Genomic DNA, 19260 nt, shown 5'->3' with positions numbered 1-19260 from the left:
TTTAAAGTCCGTGGCGGGAACATCATTAAAACGACGGACCTTGCTCCGGCAATATGCTAAACAATAAATATATATCGCAATATATATTGAAGCTGTTTACGGATTTATACGGATACGGGTTAGCCGTTTTGCCGCTATTTCTTAAAATAACCCCTAAAACCGACGGTTCCTGCGGCTAAGAAAAGCTGGACCGGCATATTTGCGTATATTTCACCACATGATACCTCCTATGAAAAAACAACTTCTTCTTTCAGCCCTGGTGCTGGGCAGCATCAGCTTCGGTTGCAAAAACGCGCAGCAAACCGCCACGGCCTGCATTGACCCCGCCAAAATTGACAACGAGCGCGCCTGCACCATGCAATACGAACCCGTGTGCGGCTGCGATGGCAAGACCTACGGAAACGCCTGCACGGCAGAAACCAAAGGGGTAACCGCGTACACCAAAGGCGAATGCCCCACCAAAGGCACCAACAACTAAGCCGATGAGCGAAAAAAGATATTTTCTGCAGACCTCGCCCTTCCGGGTGCCCACCTCAGACGGCAAACTCATTGAGGAGCACTTCGGGTTGGCCAGCACCCGCACCCAGGCCTTCAGCGTGGCGCACATGGTGGCACCGCCGCAATGGGGAGAACCGCACCAAACGCCCGAGTTTGACGAGGTCACCATTGTGCTACGGGGCAAAAAGCAGATTGAGATTGACGGGGAAACCGTGGTGCTTACCGCCGGCCAGACCCTGCACATCAAAGCCGGGGCCCGCATCCAGTACTCCAATCCGTTTGACGAGGAATGCGAATACTGGTCTATCTGCGTGCCGGCCTTTGACATTAACACCGTCAACCGCGAGGATTAAACCAGCGAACCGATCCTGAACTTGCGCCCAAAGCCGCTGCCCCTGTGCAGCGGCTTTGGTGTTTTAAGGCTGATTTCTGGAAAACAGGCCTGAAATAATCTTCAAAACCTTTCTGGTTGTGTTTTCTTTTTGGTTCCTTGAAGGTTCCAAACGCACCTGACATGACCCAAACACGCCTAACTTTCAAATCCTTAAAGCAGCTTGCGCCCGCCGCCTTGGTAGCACTGCTCGCGGTAACCGGCTGCACCAAACCCGCGGCCACGTCTGGCACCTCCGTAGCCTCCGCCACAGCACCACCCGCTTTCTCCGCCATCAAAGAGGAAGACCTGCGCCGCGATCTTTTCGCCATGGCCAGCGACAGTCTGCGCGGCCGAAGAGCGGGTGAAACGGAGGAGCTCCGGGCCGCGGCCTGGACCGCCGAACGCGCCCGGGAAGCCGGACTGGAACCCGCCGGAGATGACGGTACGTACTTCCAGTTCTTCCCCCTCCGCCGCACCCAGGTTTCCCCGCAAAGCCAGATTACGCTGGCGGGCAGAAAGCTGGCCTTGAACAAAGAAGTTTGGGTGACCTCTCCGGTAGAAGGCCAGGTAACCGGAACCCCAATTTGGCTGAACGCGCTGTCTGACATCACCCGGCAAACGCTGCGCGGCAAGATCGTCGCCATGAAGTTGATGCCGCCCTCCCCGCTGCCCGCTCCCGGCATGAGTCTGTGGGGCTATCGCTACATCCTGTCGGCGGTGCGGCAACAGGGCACCCTGCTGACCCGGGCCGGCGCGGCCGCCATCGTGCTCATCGCCGATTCCACCACGCAAGCCAGCCTGGCCTTCGCCGGACACGGGTTTGAAGAGGGAACGTACCAACTGGAAGGCGGAGCCACGCAGGCCCAGAACAACAGCAGAGCCGTTCCCATTCTGATTGCGCTCCCCTCCGCTGGCGGACAGTCTTTGCCAGACCAGTTACGCAAGTCCGGCGGACCGGCCAGCATTCACGTGAAAGTGGACAGTTACCTCTACCCCTCGGCCAACGTAGTGGCCCGCGCGCCCGGCACAGATCCCACGTTGAAAAATGAATACGTGCTGTTCAGCGGCCACCATGACCATGACGGCGTGGGAACCGCCATCGACGGAGACTCCATCTGGAACGGGGCCGATGACAACGCCACGGTGAATGTAGCTTTACTCGCCATCGCCCGGGCCTGGAAGCAGAACCCGGGACAGCGCTCGGCCTTGTTTGTGTGGCACGGGGCCGAGGAACGCGGCTTACTGGGCTCCCGCTGGTACGCAGAAAACCCCACGGTCAAGAAAGAAGCCCTGGTGGCGGTGCTGAACGGTGATATGATCGGGAGAAACGCCCCGGACTCCGCAGCGCTTTTAGGTTCCACCAAGCCCCACCGGAACTCTGCGGCCCTTGTAGACATGGCCCTGCAAGCGAATCAGAATTTCACGAAATTCAAACTGGACACGTCCTGGGATGACCAGAAGCACCCCGAAGGTTGGTATTTCCGGAGCGATCACCTCCCCTACGCCCGCGCGGGCATTCCGGCCATCTTCTTCACCACCCTCCTGCACCCCGACTACCACACGCCCAAAGACGAGGCCAACCGCATCAACATCCAGAAACTGGCCCGTATGACCCGCTGGATGTACGCCACCGGCTGGGCCATTTCCAACACCCCGCAACGCCCTACCGTTGACCCAGATTTCAAACTTGAACGCTAGGCTTTAGAAAACTAGAACAGCCAGCCGTTTTAAAGCTCCTTTCAAGAAAACAGCCCTAAAACAGAAAGCCCGCTCTAGGTTGGTAGCGGGCTTTCTGTTTAGTGACTGGTAATGGAAGTAAATCCGTGTTATACGCTTATTTAGAATGTGGCAGTCTGCTGCTTTAGGTGTGTTTTGGCCAAAAGAAGCTTAAAACAGCAAAGCGCATTTTACCACCTTCGGCTAGCAGGGTTCTTCTGCAAGCGTGAGACAAGGCATGCCTTGTCTCTACATGATCGGCGGGGCCAGAGAGCAAGGGTTACATCCAACTCTCTTCTCCAGGAGAATCTACAATCTGATCGTTTTGGGCTTCCTTTCACCAAAATACGCCTAAAACGCAACGGCCTGATCAGGCGCTGAGGGCGAGCAGTTCCTTGGCGCTTTGGAAGGCGTTTTCGGAGGGGTTGGCCCCAGCGATCATCTGCGCGATCTCCACCACGCGTTCCTGGTGGCTCAACTGCCGGATGCGGCTGATGGTGCGGTCGGTGCGGTCTTCTTTGTAGACGAAGTAATGGGTATCGCCCTGGGCGGCCATCTGCGGTAAGTGCGAGATGCAGATCAACTGGTGCTTCTGCGACATCTGCTGCATCATGCGGCCCACTTTCACGGCAATCTCCCCGGAAATACCCGTATCAATCTCATCGAAGATGATGGTGGGCAAGGCAGTTTTGTCGGCGAGCAGGTATTTGACGCAGAGCATCAGGCGCGAGAACTCCCCGCCCGAGGCAGCTTTGCTCAGGGTCTGCGGGGCGGCTCCCTTGTTCGCGCTGAACAGGATGTTGACCACGTCAATGCCGGTAGCGGCTGGCGCCGATGTCTTGTGCTCCATCACCACGCGGGCGTTGGGCATGCCCAGCTCAGACAGCAGACTGTGCAGTTCATCCTGGAAAACGGTGAAGACGCTGGTGCGGCTTTGGGAAAGTTCCTCGGCCCGGGCTTCCACTTCCTGCAAGGACGCGGTGAGGCCTTTTTTGGTTTTCTCAATGGCGGCATCCAGGTTATGGACGCTGCTCACTTTGATCTCCAGCTCGGCCTGCAGGGCCAGTAATTCCTCAACAGTACGCACCTGGTGCTTGCGCTGCAGGGTATAGATCAGGTCCAGCCGTTCCTGCAGTTGCTCGGCGCGCTGCGGATCGGCTTCAGTTTTGCGTTCAGCATCTTCCAGTTCGCCGGCAATATCAGTGAGTTCAATCATGCAGCTGTCCAGGCGGTCTTTCAGGGTCTGGAAAGTTTCCCCGAATTCGGTCACCTGCCCCACCAGATGGCTGGCATCTTTGAGGGCCCCGGCGGCGTTGTATTCGCTCTCTGAGATGTATTGCAGGGCCTGGCTCAGTTTCAGCTTGATCTCCTCGGCGTGTTCCAGTTGCTTCAGTTCCAGCTCGTGGCTTTCCTGTTCCTCGGCCTGCAGGTTAGCTTCCGAGAGTTCGTTCAAAAGGTAGGTGTTGTAATCCAGCTCCTTCTGCGATTGCGCCAGTTGCCCCTCCAGGTCTTTGTACTCCTTCTCCAGCTTTCTATAGGTGCGGTAGGCGGTGCCGTAGCGGGCACGCAGGTCCTCGTTCTGGGCGTACAAGTCCACGATGTTCAGCTGGTAGCTCTGGTCGCCCAACAGCAGGGTGTCGTGCTGGGAGTGGATGTCCATGAGTTGCTCCCCGATGCGCCGCAGCTGGTCCAGCGTCACGGGCGTGTCATTCACGAACGCGCGCGATTTCCCGCTGGGGCTGATCTCCCGGCGCAGCAGGCTAACGGGCTCAAAGTCCAGGTCTTCCTCTTCAAAGAAAGGCGCCAGGTTGTATTCCGAGATGTTGAAAGCGCCCTCAATGACGCACTTCTCGTTCTGGTTGAAAAGCAATTTAGAGTCTGCCCGGTTCCCCAGCAACAGGCCAATGGCGCCCAGCATGATGGATTTACCAGCGCCCGTTTCACCGGTGATAATGTTCAGCAGCGGCGAGGGTTGCAGCTCCAGCTGTTCAATGAGGGCGTAATTTTTAATCTTAAGATCTACGAGCATAAAGTAGGATTGCCTCTTTCTGTTTGCGTGGTGACGTGTACTCCAATAGACAAAGATGCTAATTTATTTAGTTTCAAAACTAATAAATATAGCCTAAATTATTTCCAGAAAATCTGCGGTGAAGCCCCGGCGTTCGCCTCTGCATTTCAGCCCCACCTCCTTTACGTAGCCCGATGGCAAACGGTGCAGCTTCTTCAAGGCAACTCCTCCAAGCTAGCAAAACTCCTCCGCCAAAACTTCCCTTCTTCCCCGGTCTATGCGGCGATGAGTACGCATAGAAACTACCAACCTGCTTTAAAGAAACATGATTTTCAGATCAATTTCCAGCTCTTTTTCAACTGACTTGTGAAGTTAACAACTGACACCACCGAAAGGGCTTTTACAGGATAGTAAAGGATGGAAGTATCCATAATGAATGAGACGTGTAGATTTTCGATAACCACAGTTCTTCCTAGCAATTTCCCGGATGATGGCGCTTTTCAACTGTTTTGGGCAAAGCGGCTCAAAAACATTCCGACGGATAATGACAACCTCCAGCGCCATAACTCAATCATTAACTTTAGGAATGCCCCAAAACACCAGGAAGTCCCAAAACCAGAGAAGCCTTCCCGGCTTAGGTGCTGGAAAGGCTTCTCTGGTTTTGGGGCTGTTTTTAGAAAAGGAGCCTCAAAAGGTCGTTTCCGTTTACCGGGTACTTTCTGGAAAACAGGCCCGAAAGGCGTTTATCGTTTCGTCAGGGATTCGTAGCGGGCGCGGTTGGTGGGGTCTAACTGGGTGAGTAGCTCAAAGGCCTGCTGCTTCTGGGCGGGCGTGGCCGAGGCGAAGGCGTTGCTCAGTTCCGTCGCCTTGGCTTCGAAGAACGAGCGGAGCGCCGCGGCACCCGATCTGATCCGTGCGACCTGCTGAATGTTGCGTAATGCTTCCAGGATGTTCTGGCGCGCTTTCTCCGGGTCCTGCGTCATCAGGTCCAGCCCCTGCCGGTGGTACAGGTAAAGGGCCGAACGCAGCGGTTCAAACTGCGGGTCCTGCAGGTTGTTAATGAGCCAATAGCGGTTACGGGTATCAGCAGTGGCACTCCAGCCGCCGCCGCCCGCACCGGCCGAGGTCACCAGGTTCAGGATGTTGCTGGCCTCTGCCAGGGCATTGGCCCCGCCTAACCGCGAGAAGCTGTCGTTGTCCATGCCAATAATGGTGTAGGCGTAGAAAGACAGAATGGCGGTGAGGTTGGAGGTATAGGTATTGGGCGCGTACTGCAGCGGCTGCGCCGGGTTGTACTCAAACTCAAACTTGGTGTCTACAAATGAAAGTACGGTGGTTTCATAGCCGCTGCCGTAGGTGGGCCGGCTGGAGATCACCTGTGTATTGGCCTCATAGACGCCAATCTGGGGCATGGCCCGCAGCGTGATGAACAACTTGCACTTGATGCGCTCCTCGTTCTGGTACACCTCGCCCGTCCAGCGGGTATTGTTCATGATTTCGGAGATGGCGTTCTGCATCTGCTGGAAAACCTGCCGGTCGGTGGCCTGCACCTGTTCGCTGTTCACGGTCACTTCGCAGCGTAATTCCTGCGCCTGCGCCCACAGCGGTAACAGCAAACCCAGCACCATCCATCCTATTTTTTTTGCAAACATGCCCATTCAGCTTTAATGGATTCCAGAATATCCTGCGCTACCTCGTCTTTGTTTTTCAAAGCATACTCCTCTACGGAAGCCGCCTTCACGATGGTGATTTTATTGGTGTCATGCTTAAACCCGGCTCCGGGGTCACGCAGGGAGTTCAGCACCACCATGTCCAATTTCTTTTTAAGGAGTTTGCCGCGGGCATTCTCCAGTTCCTGATCGGTTTCCAGCGCGAAGCCGACGGCAAACTGATCTTCGCGTTTCTGCTGGCCCAGGGTAGCTGCTATATCAACGTTCTTCACCAGCTCAATGGTAAAGGAAGCATCGCTTTTTTTTATCTTAGAGGTGGCGGTGTCCTTGGGTTTATAATCCGCGACGGCGGCGGCAAAGATCCAGAGGTCGGCTTCCGGGGCCACTTTCGCGCAGGCGGCAAACATTTCATCGGCGGTCATTACGGGCGTGATGTGCACCAACGCATGATCCAGGGTCAACGCCGTAGGACCAGACACCAAGGAAACTTCAGCGCCCGCCTCGGCCAGGCAGCGGGCCAGTGCAAAGCCCATTTTCCCCGTGGAATGGTTGCCGATGAACCGCACCGGGTCCAGGGGCTCATAGGTGGGCCCCGCCGTAATCAGGACTTTCTTGCCGCTAAACAATGTTACGAGAGGTAAAATGCTGTTGTAAAACCTGAACAATCTCCTCGGGCTCCGCCAGGCGCCCCTGCCCTACCAAACCGCTGGCCAGTTCGCCGTGCCCCGCCTCAATGAGGTGGTTCCCGTAGGAGCGCAACAACCTGAAGTTCTCCTGCACCGCCGGGTGCTGGTACATGTCCAGGTCCATGGCCGGGGCCACAAACACCGGGCAACGCGCCGAAAGATACGTAGCCGACAGAAGGTTGTCACACAGGCCGTGGGCGAATTTGCCTACCGTGTTGGCACTGGCGGGCGCCACCACCAGGGCATCGGCCCAGAGGCCCAGTTCCACGTGGTTGTGCCAGAGACCGGAGTTGTCATCGCGCACGAACTCGGTCAACACGGGCCGTTTGGAAAGCGTGGCCAGGGTGACGGGGGTTATAAAAGCAGAAGCAGAAGTGGTCAGGATCACCTGCACTTCTGCTTCTGCTTTGATGAGGAGCCGCACCAGCAGCGCCGCTTTGTACGCCGCGATGCTACCGCAAACCCCCAGGAGTATTTTCTTATGCCGAAGCATTCAGAAACGTGAAATTAAAACGCGGAAGAGGTTTGCTCTTCGTCATCGGCGTTACGGAAGTATACTTTTCCTTCTACAAACTCTTCAATGGCCATGTTGGTAGGCTTAGGGAGACGCTCATAGTATTTGGAGATCTCAATCTGCTCGCGGTTCTCAAACACTTCCTCCAGGTTGTCCACGGTGGTGGCAAACTCGGCCAGTTTAGAGTTCAATTCCTCTTTCACCTTCACGGCAATCTGGTTGGCACGCTTAGAGATGATGGAGATAGACTGATATACGTTACCGGTCTCAACCGCCAGGTCAGAAATGTTACGCGTTACGATGGATGCTGGTACTTGGGCCATATGTCTAGTGAATTGGGATTTACAAAAATTAGTTATTGGTTGCCGTAGCCGCGGCGGCTGAGGTTTTGCTCAGTTTCTCCAGCGCTTGCCGGCTTGACTCATAAATGTTCTCGGCGTCGCGCAGGTATTTGCTTTTGGGATACGTATCTACGTAAGTCTGGTACATGGTGATCACCTCGGCGTAGCGGTCCTTCTGCTTTGTTTCAATACTTTCGCGGGCGTAGTTGTATTGCGCCTCTATGCGCAGGTAAGCGGCTTCTTCATTGTAGATGGAAGACGGATAGCTTTTTCTGAAGTTCTCCAGGGTCACCACCGCCGCTTTGTAGTACTGCGGATCATAGCTGGTGAGCTTGTAGTATTGCTTGGCGTTCTCAAAGGCTTTCACCTCAATTTTACGCGACAGTTCGTCATACACGGCATTGGCTTCCTGCATGTATTTGCTTTGCGGGTAGCGCCGCATGAATTCCTGCAAAGCAGACATGGCCTGAACGGTGTTCTGCTGGTCAAGGTTCAAAGAGGGAGACTCATTGGTCAGCGACTTGGCATTCATGAAAGCCGCTTCCTCTGCGTACTGGCTTCGCGGAAAAGTCTGCCCGAACGAGGTGAAATGGAAAGAGCTCTCCAGGTACAGTTGCTGGTGGTATTTGGTGTAGGCGTACAGGAAATTGGCCTTCTCATACTCACTGCGTCCCTTCAAAACAGGCATCAGGTCTTCCAATAACGCACCAGCTTTGGCATACTCTTCCTTTTCATAGTAAGAGAGCGCGGCGGCGTACTTTTTGTCTACGTCGTCGCTTTTCAGGATTTTATTGTATTGCCCACAGCTGCCCAACAGAAAAACGAGGAGCAGAACCGGGAAATAAGAAAGAATGAGTTTGGTCATAAGCGCGCAAAAATAACAAAAATCTTTTGAATATACCTAGAACGATGAGCAAGAGCTCCTAAGTATGCCTGAATTCCTACTTAAGAACCTGCCTTCTTGAAGCCTCCTCCCTTTAGCAAAGGTAACTTACGGGCTGGTTTCGCTTGAGCCGGTTGCTGCTGGGCCGGTTGTTGGGTTGTTGGCTTGGGCGGACTTGCCACACTGGCTTTAGGCTTAGCAGTTGTGCCGGCTGATGGCTTATTGCTGCTCTTTCCTTTTGAGGTAGAGGCTGCCACTGGTTTATCTTTCGGTTTGGCTGGGCCCTTTTTCCCGCCTCTTTTCTCCAGCACAAAGGCACGGGTAGGTTTCTCGTCGCTGCGCCACACGAAGCCTTTCAGGCGTTTATCGGGGTCTTGCAGCTCGTGGGGTGGAATGAGTTTGGCATCGGGTTGCTCCAGAAAGGTGATGTACTGCACCTGCCCGTCCTGGAACATCATGCGCATGTCACTGCACACGGCCCGGTTCATGCCCATGGTGGCCGAATCGCCCTGCAGGGCAAAATATAGGCTTTCGGCGTTTCCGTTCACGTCTATGCGCCTGATCTTACCGTCGGCGAACCGCGCCGTCATGTTGCGACCTTTCACCTGGTTGTAGTTCTCCAGCGTGTCAATGGAAATAGCGAAGGAATTCCCGAACATGCGCATCTGGTCCAGGGTGTTGCTCCGCAGCTGCATGATCACGCTGTCTGCCGTCATCTGGTTTTTGTTGGCCCACAAGCGCGGGTTCCGGCTCATGTAAATGATGGAGTCGTTCTGGTCATAGGTGAGCGAATCGCACAAGCCCTGCAGATCAGACTTGAAGATACGCACATCGTGGTAAGCGAAGAGCTTGCCTTTTTTGGTTTTGTCTTTCACGTTCTCCACCGAGACCAGCGTATCCGCGGAAAGGTACATGGTATCGCGTTTCTCAATGGTGCGCATCACCGGAGAACCGTACACCTTCGCCCGGCCCCGGGCCCGCCAGTACAGCGCCGTTTGCCCGGTAATCACGGTGGTGTCTTTGATAGCCGTCATGGAGACGTTGCGGGAGGCGGTGTAGTACTCTTTGGTTTTGTCATAGGTCAGCACCTCGCCTCTGATGAGGTAATCGGGCGTTTTGATGCTGGCGTTGCCCCGGAAATTAGACTCGCGGGTAACGGTGTTGTAGGTTCCGCGGTTCGCGAACAGCGTTCCGTCCGGCGATTTGATGGTGGTAGGCCCAAAGAACTCCACCACCTTGGTCACGGTGTTGTAAGACATGGTATCGCTCAGCACCTCGGCGTTCTGCCCCACGTACTTGATGTTCTTTTTGAAGGTAAGCACCTTGTCATCTGAGGTGTAAGTTCCCAGCTGGCTGTTGATGGTGTAGTCTGGCCCCACAATGTTCCCGGCCTGGGTGTAGTAGGCACGCTTGGCGTTGAGGTCATAATCCAGCGAGGGCGTGGTCAGGGTCATCTGCTCATCGCGCAGCGTCACGCCGCCGCGCATGTTGGCGATGCGCCGGGTACCGTCATAGCTGGCGGTGGCGCTGGTGGCGTCCATGCCGGGCTGGGTGATGTGCACGTTCCCGAACACCTCCAGCTTGTTCCGGTCACTTACGTATTGGTAAGCGGAGTCTGAGGTAAGGGTGGTTTGTCCCTGACGCATGACCACGTTGCCCAGCAGGCGGCGCACCTCCTCGCCGTTGTACCTCCCCGACTGCAGCGTATTGGCCGATACCTCCACTGGTTGCCCGTTTCCCTGCGGCGCAGGGGCAGGTGTTCCCTGGCCGAAAGCCAAAATAACCGAGAACAGGGAGAAAAGAGATACTAAACCTATCTTTGTGAACTTCATCAATGCTTATAAGAGAAACAAAATTACTAAGATCAAGCGTAACATTCGTTTTTGTCAGCGAAAAAGGTTAGAGTGAGGTGCTGCCGATGCCATTTTTGAGCAGCATAGCCGCGCTACGGTGCCATGAAATGGCAGCAGCAAGTTCTCTCCATGGCCTTTTGCCGCACCAAAGCCGAATAGTACGCTTGATTTAACCTAACTACCCTTCCTTCACCAATGCTCCAGAAAGTTTTACAATATATAGACACCCACCAACTTGCCACCGCTGACACCAGAATTCTGGCCGCCGTGAGCGGAGGTCTGGATTCTGTGGTGCTCGCCGATGTCTTGCACCGTCTAAAATTCCCGTTCGCCGTGCTGCACTGCAACTTCGGGCTACGCGGCGAGGAGTCTGACGCCGACGAGCTGTTCGTGCGCAAACTGGCCAAACAGTATGACGCACCGTTCTACAGCGAGCAGTTCCAGACCCAGGCCTTTGCCGAGCAGGAAGGCATTTCCATCCAGATGGCGGCCCGCACCCTGCGCTATCAGTGGTTTGAGCAGATGCGCCAGCAGCTGGGCTATGACGTCATTGCCACGGCCCATCACCAGTCCGATGCCCTGGAAACCGTGCTCCTGAACCTGGTGCGCGGCACCAGTTTGGCCGGACTTCACGGAATTCTGCCCCAAAACGGCAACCTCATCCGTCCGCTCCTGCCCCTCACCAAAGACGATCTGTATGACTGGCTGGTTACCAAACGCCTGGCGTGGCGGGAAGATTCCAGCAACGAGAGCCGCAAGTACAACCGCAACCTGGTGCGCCATGAGGTGATTCCGGTGCTCAAGCAACTTAACCCCAACCTGGAGGCAACCTTCACCTCCACCCTGGAGCGGCTGCAAGGCGCCGAGGCCGTGTTTCAGGCCTCTTTTCAGGAAACGAAGGCCAAAACGCAACGCCAGGAGAACGGAGCCACCTATCTTTCTATTGCCCCGCTGCAAACCAGCGCCGCCCCGGTGGTTCTGCTGCACGAATTGCTAAAACCGTTCCACTTCTCCTACAGCCAAGCCCAGGAGATCGCCGCCGCCTGGGACGGCCTCTCGGGCAAGACCTTCGCCTCCCCTACCCACGTGCTGGTGAAAGACCGCGAAGACCTGGTCATCACCCCTAAACCGCTGGAGAAATTCGGGAGCATCAGCGTGCCCGAAGAAACCACCGAACTGCGTTTCGGGCCTTATTTGGCGAAAATAGCCCGAAAACCCGCCGAAGGCTACAAAGTGCCCCGCTCCAAAGACGTGGCCGCCCTGGACGCCGACCTGGTGAAATTTCCGCTCAAGCTGCGCCCCTGGAAAGAAGGCGACTGGTTTATCCCGCTGGGCATGAACGGAAAGAAAAAAGTGAGCGATCTTTTGATCGATAAGAAAGTACCGGCCAACCTTAAGCCCGATGTTTGGGTACTAGTCTCAGACGCGTCCCTGACGTGGGTGCTGGGGCAGCAACTGGACAACCGGTTTAAAGTCACGGAAAACACCCAGGAAGTGCTGGAAATCACCGTCACCCGAAGTTGATTGTTCGATTGCTGATTGTTAATTGTTCTTGAATAGTAATTACTTCAGCCTGATGGTTGACAAAGAGAGAAGGAGCTGAGGTGCGCTTAAAGGCTGTTTTCAGGAAAACAGCCCTAAAACAACAATCAGCAATTAACAATCAACAATTAAAAGGCAATCAGCCATGAAATAATTTTCAGGTGCCGCCCTTTTTCCTAATTTAACCGCGTAGTATATCATCTAACCAAACCTAAACAGAATGAAAGTAACCGTAGTTGGAGCCGGTAACGTAGGGGCCACCTGTGCCGACGTTTTGGCGTACCGCGAGATTGCCAATGAAGTAGTGTTAGTGGATATCAAAGAAGGCTTCGCCGAAGGCAAGGCGTTGGATATCTGGCAGAAATCGCCGATCAACCTCTATGACACCCGCACCGTGGGCGTCACCAATGATTATAGCCGCACCGCCAACTCAGACGTGGTGGTAATCACCTCCGGACTGCCCCGCAAACCCGGCATGACCCGCGATGACCTCATCAGCACCAACGCCGGTATCGTTCGTTCCGTGACCGAGAACGTGATCAAGCACTCACCAGACGCCATCATCATTGTGGTGTCTAATCCGCTGGACGTGATGACCTACGCCGCGCACATCACCTCCAAGCTGCCCCGCACCAAAGTGATGGGTATGGCCGGCATCCTGGACACCGCCCGTTACCGCGCTTTCTTAGCCGAAGAACTGAACGTATCTCCCAAAGACATTCAGGCCGTCTTGATGGGTGGCCACGGCGACACCATGGTGCCGCTTCCGCGCTACACCACGGTGGGCGGCATTCCGGTTACCGAACTGATTGATTCTGCCAAACTGGACGCCATTGTAGACCGCACCAAGAACGGCGGTGGCGAGCTGGTGAAACTGATGGGCACCTCGGCCTGGTATGCACCGGGTTCCGCCGCGGCCCAGATGGTAGAAGCCATTGTCCGTGACCAGAAACGCGTGTTCCCCGTGTGTATCAAACTGGAAGGCGAATACGGCATCACTGGCACGTACCTGGGAGTACCGGTCGTGCTGGGTAAAAACGGCATTGAGAAAGTAATCGAGCTGCAACTGAACGAGGACGAAATGGCCCTGTTGAAAGCCTCTGAAAAAGCCGTGCGCGAAGTAATGGATGTGCTGGACAACATGCCCGCCAACGCCTAAGCGCTTGCTATAAACAACCAAAAACAGGAGAGCCCGGCCCATTGGCCGGGCTCTCCTGTTTTAACCCTGTATTAGAGAAAACAGTCCCAAAACGCATCATCCCACGGAGAAAACCACCAGCACCTGGAGCGGCAAAGGAGTAGAAATATTTCTTCCTAGAGCCGGAGTTACAACTTGAATTCAGGTCTCCTAAAGTAACAAAAATCAAGACAAGTCAGCAGCTACTTTTCTGCTGCTGCTCTGTTTTTAAGCTCTTTTCCGAAAAATAGCCTCTAAACTATATTCCTGTTTCATCCGCTTGCTAATCCCCCTAAAAATCACTACCTTGAATAGTATAAACCAATGAAATAATGGACGTTGCATTCTGGTGGATTTGGCTGGTGGCCGGCATTCTGCTGCTGGTGGCCGAGATGGTGACGGGTACGTTCTACCTGCTCTGGCTGGGGATTGCCGCCCTGGTAGCTGCCGGGCTGGCCTACCTGTTCCCGGAGAATCTGTGGCTGCCGCCCATGGCCGCTAGTGTAACGGGCACCCTCCTGACGGTGTTAACCAAACCCTTAACCACCCGCCTGCGCCAGGCCCGCGGCTACCAGGACCCGGTGCATGACCTCATCAACCGGCACGGCGAGGTGGTGGAGCCCATCCTGCCCGGCCGCCTGGGCATTGTACGCGTGGGGAACGAGGTCTGGTCGGCCAAAGCCCAGGATGAACTGGTAGCAGGCCAGCGGATTCTGGTGGTGAACCAGAGCAGCACCGTTCTCCAGGTCGTTCCCGTGAAATAAGGCCTCAAAGCTTGCCTGAAAGCAAACCGCGTTCAGAGAATTCGTCACTCACTTACTATACGCCTATGACCACCTCCCTTATTATTCTTGCCTCCGTGATTGTACTGATCGCGCTTTCCGTCCGGATTATCCAGCAGCAGCGGGTAGCGGTGGTGGAGCGGTTGGGCAAATTCCAGCGGATCATGCACCCGGGCCTGAATTTGTTCATCCCCATCGTGGACCGGGTACGCGTGTACCATGACCTGCGCATCCAGCAAACCAATGTGCCGCCCCAAAGTGTGATCACCCGTGACAACGTGCAGGTGCTCATTGACACCATCGTGTTTTACCAGGTGGTAGGGCCCGAGCAGGCCACCTATGGCATCTTTGACTACGTGCTGGGCGTGCGCAACATCACCACCGCCACCATGCGGCAGATCATCGGGAACCTGGAACTGGACGAAACCCTGTCGGGTCGCGAGCGGATCTCCGCCGAGATCCGGACGGCGCTGGACGAGGCCACCGAGAAGTGGGGCGTGCGCATTGAGCGCGTGGAGGTCATCGACATAAAACCGCCGCTGGACATTCAGGAAGCCATGGACAAGCAGATGAAAGCCGAGCGGAACCGCCGCGCCACCATTCTGGAAGCCGAAGCTGCCAAGCAGGACATGATCCTGCGGGCAGAGGGGGACAAAACGAGTAAAATCCTGCGGGCGGAAGGCGAACGCGCCTCGGCGGAACTCCAGGCCCTGGGCCAGGCCCGCGCCATCTCCGATGTGGCCGAAGCCGAGAAAACGAGAATCCAGTTGCTGTTGGAAGCAGGCCTGGACGACCGTGTGCTGACCTACAAATCATTTGAGGCGCTGGAGAAAATGTCCATGGGTCCGGCCAACAAGATTTTCCTGCCCACTGCCGCCGTAGAAGTGCTGGGTAACATCGGGGCCATTGGGGACATGCTGAAGGATAGCCGGCAAAAAGTTGATTCGGGGCCGGTTTCTCTAAAACCCTCGCAAAACGGAAATAAAGTTTCTTAAATCAAAAGGCCTCGCAGTGAGTTACTGCGAGGCCTTTTGATTTAAGTGATGTTGATCTTCGCTCCCGTTAGGGCAACCACAAGGGATTGCCCCTACCTTTTCAGAGGAACATGCTATTGGGGCTCTCGATCTACCCCTATGGCGCGGAAGTGACTTACTTCTGCTTATGAAGAGGCACGGAAGTAACTTCCGCGCCACAGAAGGGCCATAGAAGCAAAAGTAGCAGAGCGGCTTTTCTAGTTTAAGGCTCTTTTCAGAAAAACAGCCCCACAACAGAAACAAACCACTACCCACTAGCAACCTGAAACTGGCAACTACTTCTGGCTGGCCTTGAAGAGCTTCTGCTTTTCTTCTTTGGTCAGGCTTTCGTAGCCGGAGACGGAGATCTTGTCCAGGATCTGGTCAATTTCCAACTGCGACGGATTACCGGGCGTGCCTACTGCGGACGACATGGAAGAACCCGCCGAGGCGGTGTACGGGCGATTGGGATTCTTATAGGCCACTTTCAACGGCGATCTCCGCTGGAACAGTCCTCTGAAAAAGCCCAGGATGGCCTGTAAAGGTCGGCCCCAGTCTGAGCCGCCCTGCAGTTGGCGCACGTAGAAGAAGCCCAGGAGAGCTCCGCCTAAGTGCGCGATGTTACCGCCGGCATTTCCGCCGGTAGCCCCCGAGATGGAGAGCAGCACCATTACCAGGGCGATGTACTTGATCCGGATGGGGCCAATCAGAATCAGGTTGAAGGTGTAGTTGGGCAACAAGGTAGCGGCGGCCACCATCACGGCGATCACGCTCCCCGAGGCCCCCATCATAAAAGACCCCTCGGCGCGCAGCTGCAGGTACGGAATGGTGTTGTAGCTGAGCAGGTAAATCAGGCCACCTGCCAAACCACCCAGCACGTACAGGTTCACCAGCCGCTTATCGCCCAGGTACTCGCGTATCAGCATCCCAAACCAGTAGAGATTCAGCATGTTGAACAGAATGTGAAAGAACTCCAGATGGGTGAAGAAATACGTGATGATGGTCCAGAACCGCAGCGCGAAGAGCTGCAGGTTAGACGGCATGCTCAGGAAGGTCATCAGGTAGGCGAACGTACCGCCCGATCCGCTCAGGGTCATGACGGTGCGCAGGATGATCAGGGCCGCAAACACCACCACATTGATGAAAATGAGCTGGTGCAGGGCATTGTTCCCCTTGCTGAACGCCGATCGGATATCGTCAAAAATGCTGGTCATAGGTTAATAGAAGTTGTTGCGTTTCCGCTCCCAAAGTTTCAATAAGATATACGCAAAAAGCATCCCGCCCAAGTGCGCAAAATGAGCTACGTTATCGCCCGGCGTGCGGTTGAAGCCCGAGTATAACTCAAAGCCCCCGTATAGGAGCACAAAGTACTTGGCCTTGATGGGAATGGGGAAAAACAGCAGCATGAGCTCGGTGTTGGGGAACAGCATGCCAAAGGCCATCAGAATACCAAACACGGCCCCGGAGGCGCCCAGCATGGGGCTGTTCAGGATCACGTCAGATAGGCGGGTGGCATAGGCCTTGGCCTGCAGGATCATCTGCCCGTCTGTGGGGTTGCGGTTGAAATCAATCAGGAACGACTCCAGGCTTCTGGGGTCTACCCCCGCTTTCTGCAGCAGGTTCCGGAAATCAATGGGGTCTGGGTTCTGCATGAACGCCGAGGCGCCTTCCAACACCTGGCTGATCTCATAATAATGCACCGCCGAGTACAGCAAACTGGCCCCCAGCCCGGTGATGAGGTAAAACGTCAGGAAACGCATCTCGCCCCAGTATCTCTCCAGCAGCGGCCCGAAGATAAACAAACTGAACATGTTGCTGAACAGGTGCATGAGGCTGCCGTGCATGAACATGTGGGTGACAAACTGATGCGGACGGAACGCCTCTGAGCGGATGTCATGCAGCGCAAACAGTTCCGTTGGGAAGAGCCGGTCGCTTAAAAAGAACATCAGCACGTTCAAGATAAGCAGATTACGCACCATGGGCGTGATGGGAGGCATAGCAGGATGTTAAGTGAAACACGGTTTAAAGGAAACGAAAAAGCCGGGCAAAACCATATCGCCGGATTTCTCCCCCTTGTGGTAACAGTTTGCGAAAGTAATGGTTCTGTACCAAACAGTACGGAGGAAAGCCCGCTATTGGTACCTTCCTCCGGCTAAATAATCAGGCGGTGAGCCGTTTAGGGGCCCAAATTCAGAAAAGGGCCTTAAACTAACTTCTCAGAAACAGGTCCTGCAGTTGCTCGGTCTGCAGAATCACCAGGGTTTTTTGGCCGCTGGGCGTGTAGTTGGGTACCTGGCAGCCAAACAAGCGGTCCACCAGGGCATTCATCTCCTGATCGCTCAGGCGGCCGGTGAGGCGCGAGGCCACGCGTTTGGCCATGGCGCGGGCCAGGTTCTCCTGCCGGTCTACTTTCATGGCCGAGAGGTTGTTCTTGTACTGCTCCAGCAGGCCTTCAATGAGCTCTTTCTCATCGCGCAGCGGAATCTCCGCCGGAATGCCGTTCACCACCAGCGTGTTGTTCCCGAAGTCGTTGAACACGAAGCCCAGCGCGGTGAACTCCTCCGACAGTTCCATCACCAGCGAGAAATCGGCGGGCGAGAGCTGGAGCGTCTGCGGGAAAAGCAGCTGCTGCGAGGCACCGGTGCGCTTGCCCAGGGCCTGGCTGTATTTCTCGTACAGAATCCGTTCCTGGGCCGCCTGCTGGTCTACCACCATCAAACCCGATTTCACCTGCACCATGAGGTATTTCTGGTGCACCTGCAAGGTTTTGGAGCCGCCGGTCATGGTGCTCTTGGCCGGCGCGAAGGAATCCTCCTCCTCGGGGAAAAGGCTGCTGTCGTCTGAGTTGGCCCGGGAAACCTCGCGGGTGGGCGCGAAATCCGAATAGCTGTCGTCTCTACTACTTCCGGCCGAGGCGCGGGAAGGAAACGTGGTGGTATGGTTCATGGCAGAAGAAGCGCGGGGAGCCTGCGCCGGGGCGGTCTCAAAATCCATGGAGGCCGGGAATTTCATGGGCTGCAAGGGCATGTAGTTCACATCGGCGCCAAAATCCAGGGACGGGGCGATGTTGTGCAGGCCCAGGCTCTGCTTCACGGCGGCGCGCACAATGGCATAGACGGTTTTCTCGTCCTCGAACTTAATCTCGGTTTTGGTGGGGTGCACGTTGATGTCAATCGTTTCCGGGGCGATTTCCAGAAACAAGACGTAAAACGGGAAGCTGTCTTTGGGCAGCAGACCCTCAAAGGCGGTGAGCACCGCGTGGTTCAGGTACTGGCTTTTGATGTACCGGTTGTTCACAAAGAAAAACTGCTCGCCGCGGCTCTTCTTCGCAAACTCGGGCTTGCCGATGTAGCCTTTCACGGTCAGAAACGGCGTAGTCTCCTCGCAGGAGGCCATCTGCTCTTTGTATTCCTTCCCAAACATGCTCACAATGCGCTGGCTCAGCTTGCCGGCGGGCAGGTTCATGACCTCCACCTCGTTCTGGTACAGGGCGAAGGCGATCTCGGGGTTGGCCAGGGCTACGCGCTGGAACTCGTCCAGGATGTGGCGCATCTCCACCGGGTTGCTCTTGAGGAAGTTGCGGCGGGCGGGCACGTTGAAAAACAGGTTCTTCACGCTCACCACGGTTCCCTCTCCCATGGCCACGGGCTCCTGCTGGATAATGTCGTTTCCTTCAATGGAAAGGCAGGTACCCAGTTCTGAGCCACGGGCACGGGTTTTCATCTCCACCTGGGCCACGGCCGCAATGGAGGCCATGGCCTCGCCCCGGAACCCCATGGTCTTGATGCGGAACAGGTCCTCGGTGGTTTTTATTTTGGAAGTGGCGTGGCGCTCAAAGCACATGCGGGCATCGGTTTCGGTCATGCCCACGCCGTCGTCCACCACCTGAATGAGCTGCTTGCCCGCGTCTTTGATTATCAAGGTCACGCTGCTGCTGCGCGCGTCTACGCTATTCTCCAACAACTCCTTTACCACGGAAGCCGGGCGCTGCACCACCTCGCCGGCGGCGATCTGGTTGGCCAGGTACTCGGGTAACAATCGGATGATATCTGCCATAACTCTTCCCTGCGTAGTGTGGTGTGAACTGCCTTTTAACCGCTTTTTGGAGGGAGAAAACCGTCACCTCCGGTATTTTCGCGGCGCAAAAGCAAAATTTTGAGTAATATTACGAGCTTAAACGGCAGCCTAACCTCCCTCACCTTCT

17 protein-coding genes are annotated in these 19260 nt (G+C 55.5%); 7 read left to right on the top strand and 10 right to left on the bottom strand.

Going from position 1 to position 19260, the window contains the following annotated elements; translation table 11 throughout:
• Window positions 1-229: 229 nt before the first annotated feature.
• The 3 genes from H7U12_RS16775 (at window position 230) to H7U12_RS16765 (ending at window position 2569) form a co-directional block, all read left to right on the top strand.
• Window positions 230-478 (top strand): Kazal-type serine protease inhibitor domain-containing protein, encoded by a 249-nt coding sequence (locus H7U12_RS16775; RefSeq protein WP_186640137.1) that lies wholly within the window; start codon window positions 230-232, stop codon window positions 476-478.
• 4 nt (window positions 479-482) lie between these two features.
• Window positions 483-851: a cupin domain-containing protein gene (locus tag H7U12_RS16770; RefSeq protein ID WP_186640135.1), complete on the top strand. Its 369-nt coding sequence runs from the start codon at window positions 483-485 to the stop codon at window positions 849-851.
• Window positions 852-1012: 161 nt separating this feature from the next.
• Complete coding sequence (locus tag H7U12_RS16765; protein WP_186640133.1) at window positions 1013-2569, top strand: M28 family metallopeptidase; 1557 nt, start codon at window positions 1013-1015, stop codon at window positions 2567-2569.
• Between the two features lie 388 nt (window positions 2570-2957).
• Here H7U12_RS16765 and recN read toward each other — a convergent pair whose 3' ends face one another.
• From recN to H7U12_RS16730, 7 genes are all read right to left on the bottom strand, one after another.
• Window positions 2958-4616 carry a DNA repair protein RecN gene (gene recN / locus H7U12_RS16760; RefSeq protein ID WP_186640131.1) on the bottom strand — a complete coding sequence of 553 codons (1659 nt, stop codon included), beginning with the start codon at window positions 4614-4616 and terminating at the stop codon, window positions 2958-2960.
• Window positions 4617-5338: 722 nt separating this feature from the next.
• Window positions 5339-6247 (bottom strand): type IX secretion system protein PorD, encoded by a 909-nt coding sequence (gene porD, locus H7U12_RS16755; RefSeq protein ID WP_186640129.1) that lies wholly within the window; start codon window positions 6245-6247, stop codon window positions 5339-5341.
• Window positions 6229-6891: a phosphopantothenoylcysteine decarboxylase domain-containing protein gene (locus H7U12_RS22890; RefSeq protein ID WP_186640127.1), complete on the bottom strand. Its 663-nt coding sequence runs from the start codon at window positions 6889-6891 to the stop codon at window positions 6229-6231. The genes porD and H7U12_RS22890 overlap by 19 nt, the downstream gene beginning before the upstream one ends.
• The gene (locus H7U12_RS22885) at window positions 6884-7444 is read right to left on the bottom strand and encodes a flavoprotein (protein ID WP_186640125.1); all 561 of its coding nucleotides are present in this window, start codon (window positions 7442-7444) and stop codon (window positions 6884-6886) included. Before H7U12_RS22885 ends, H7U12_RS22890 begins: the two co-directional genes overlap by 8 nt.
• A 14-nt stretch (window positions 7445-7458) precedes the next feature.
• On the bottom strand, window positions 7459-7788 hold the full coding sequence (locus H7U12_RS16740; protein WP_186640123.1) for a DNA-directed RNA polymerase subunit omega: 330 nt from the start codon (window positions 7786-7788) through the stop codon (window positions 7459-7461).
• A gap of 28 nt (window positions 7789-7816) precedes the next feature.
• On the bottom strand, window positions 7817-8671 hold the full coding sequence (locus tag H7U12_RS16735; protein ID WP_186640120.1) for an outer membrane protein assembly factor BamD: 855 nt from the start codon (window positions 8669-8671) through the stop codon (window positions 7817-7819).
• A gap of 80 nt (window positions 8672-8751) precedes the next feature.
• Complete coding sequence (locus H7U12_RS16730) at window positions 8752-10521, bottom strand: OstA-like protein (protein WP_186640118.1); 1770 nt, start codon at window positions 10519-10521, stop codon at window positions 8752-8754.
• A gap of 216 nt (window positions 10522-10737) precedes the next feature.
• Between H7U12_RS16730 and tilS the strand changes: the two genes are divergently transcribed.
• From tilS to H7U12_RS16710, 4 genes are all read left to right on the top strand, one after another.
• Complete coding sequence (gene tilS / locus H7U12_RS16725) at window positions 10738-12066, top strand: tRNA lysidine(34) synthetase TilS (protein ID WP_186640115.1); 1329 nt, start codon at window positions 10738-10740, stop codon at window positions 12064-12066.
• A 238-nt stretch (window positions 12067-12304) separates the two neighbouring features.
• On the top strand, window positions 12305-13243 hold the full coding sequence (gene mdh / locus H7U12_RS16720) for a malate dehydrogenase (protein WP_186640113.1): 939 nt from the start codon (window positions 12305-12307) through the stop codon (window positions 13241-13243).
• Window positions 13244-13593: 350 nt separating this feature from the next.
• Window positions 13594-14025: an NfeD family protein gene (locus tag H7U12_RS16715; protein ID WP_186640111.1), complete on the top strand. Its 432-nt coding sequence runs from the start codon at window positions 13594-13596 to the stop codon at window positions 14023-14025.
• Window positions 14026-14090: 65 nt separating this feature from the next.
• Window positions 14091-15038, top strand: a complete 948-nt coding sequence (locus H7U12_RS16710) for an SPFH domain-containing protein (protein WP_186640109.1) — start codon at window positions 14091-14093, stop codon at window positions 15036-15038.
• Between the two features lie 314 nt (window positions 15039-15352).
• Here the strand turns inward: H7U12_RS16710 and H7U12_RS16705 are convergent, their stop codons facing one another.
• From H7U12_RS16705 to mutL, 3 genes are all read right to left on the bottom strand, one after another.
• Window positions 15353-16270: a rhomboid family intramembrane serine protease gene (locus tag H7U12_RS16705; protein ID WP_186640107.1), complete on the bottom strand. Its 918-nt coding sequence runs from the start codon at window positions 16268-16270 to the stop codon at window positions 15353-15355.
• 3 nt (window positions 16271-16273) lie between these two features.
• On the bottom strand, window positions 16274-17053 hold the full coding sequence (locus H7U12_RS16700; protein WP_186640105.1) for a rhomboid family intramembrane serine protease: 780 nt from the start codon (window positions 17051-17053) through the stop codon (window positions 16274-16276).
• A 211-nt stretch (window positions 17054-17264) separates the two neighbouring features.
• Complete coding sequence (mutL, locus tag H7U12_RS16695; RefSeq protein ID WP_186640103.1) at window positions 17265-19112, bottom strand: DNA mismatch repair endonuclease MutL; 1848 nt, start codon at window positions 19110-19112, stop codon at window positions 17265-17267.
• Between the last annotated feature and the right edge of the window lie 148 nt (window positions 19113-19260).

The organism is Rufibacter sediminis, assembly GCF_014269285.1.
Lineage (GTDB): Bacteria > Bacteroidota > Bacteroidia > Cytophagales > Hymenobacteraceae > Nibribacter > Nibribacter sediminis.
The sequence above is the reverse complement of the archived record's forward strand: the minus strand, read 5'-3'. Positions and strand labels throughout refer to the sequence as shown.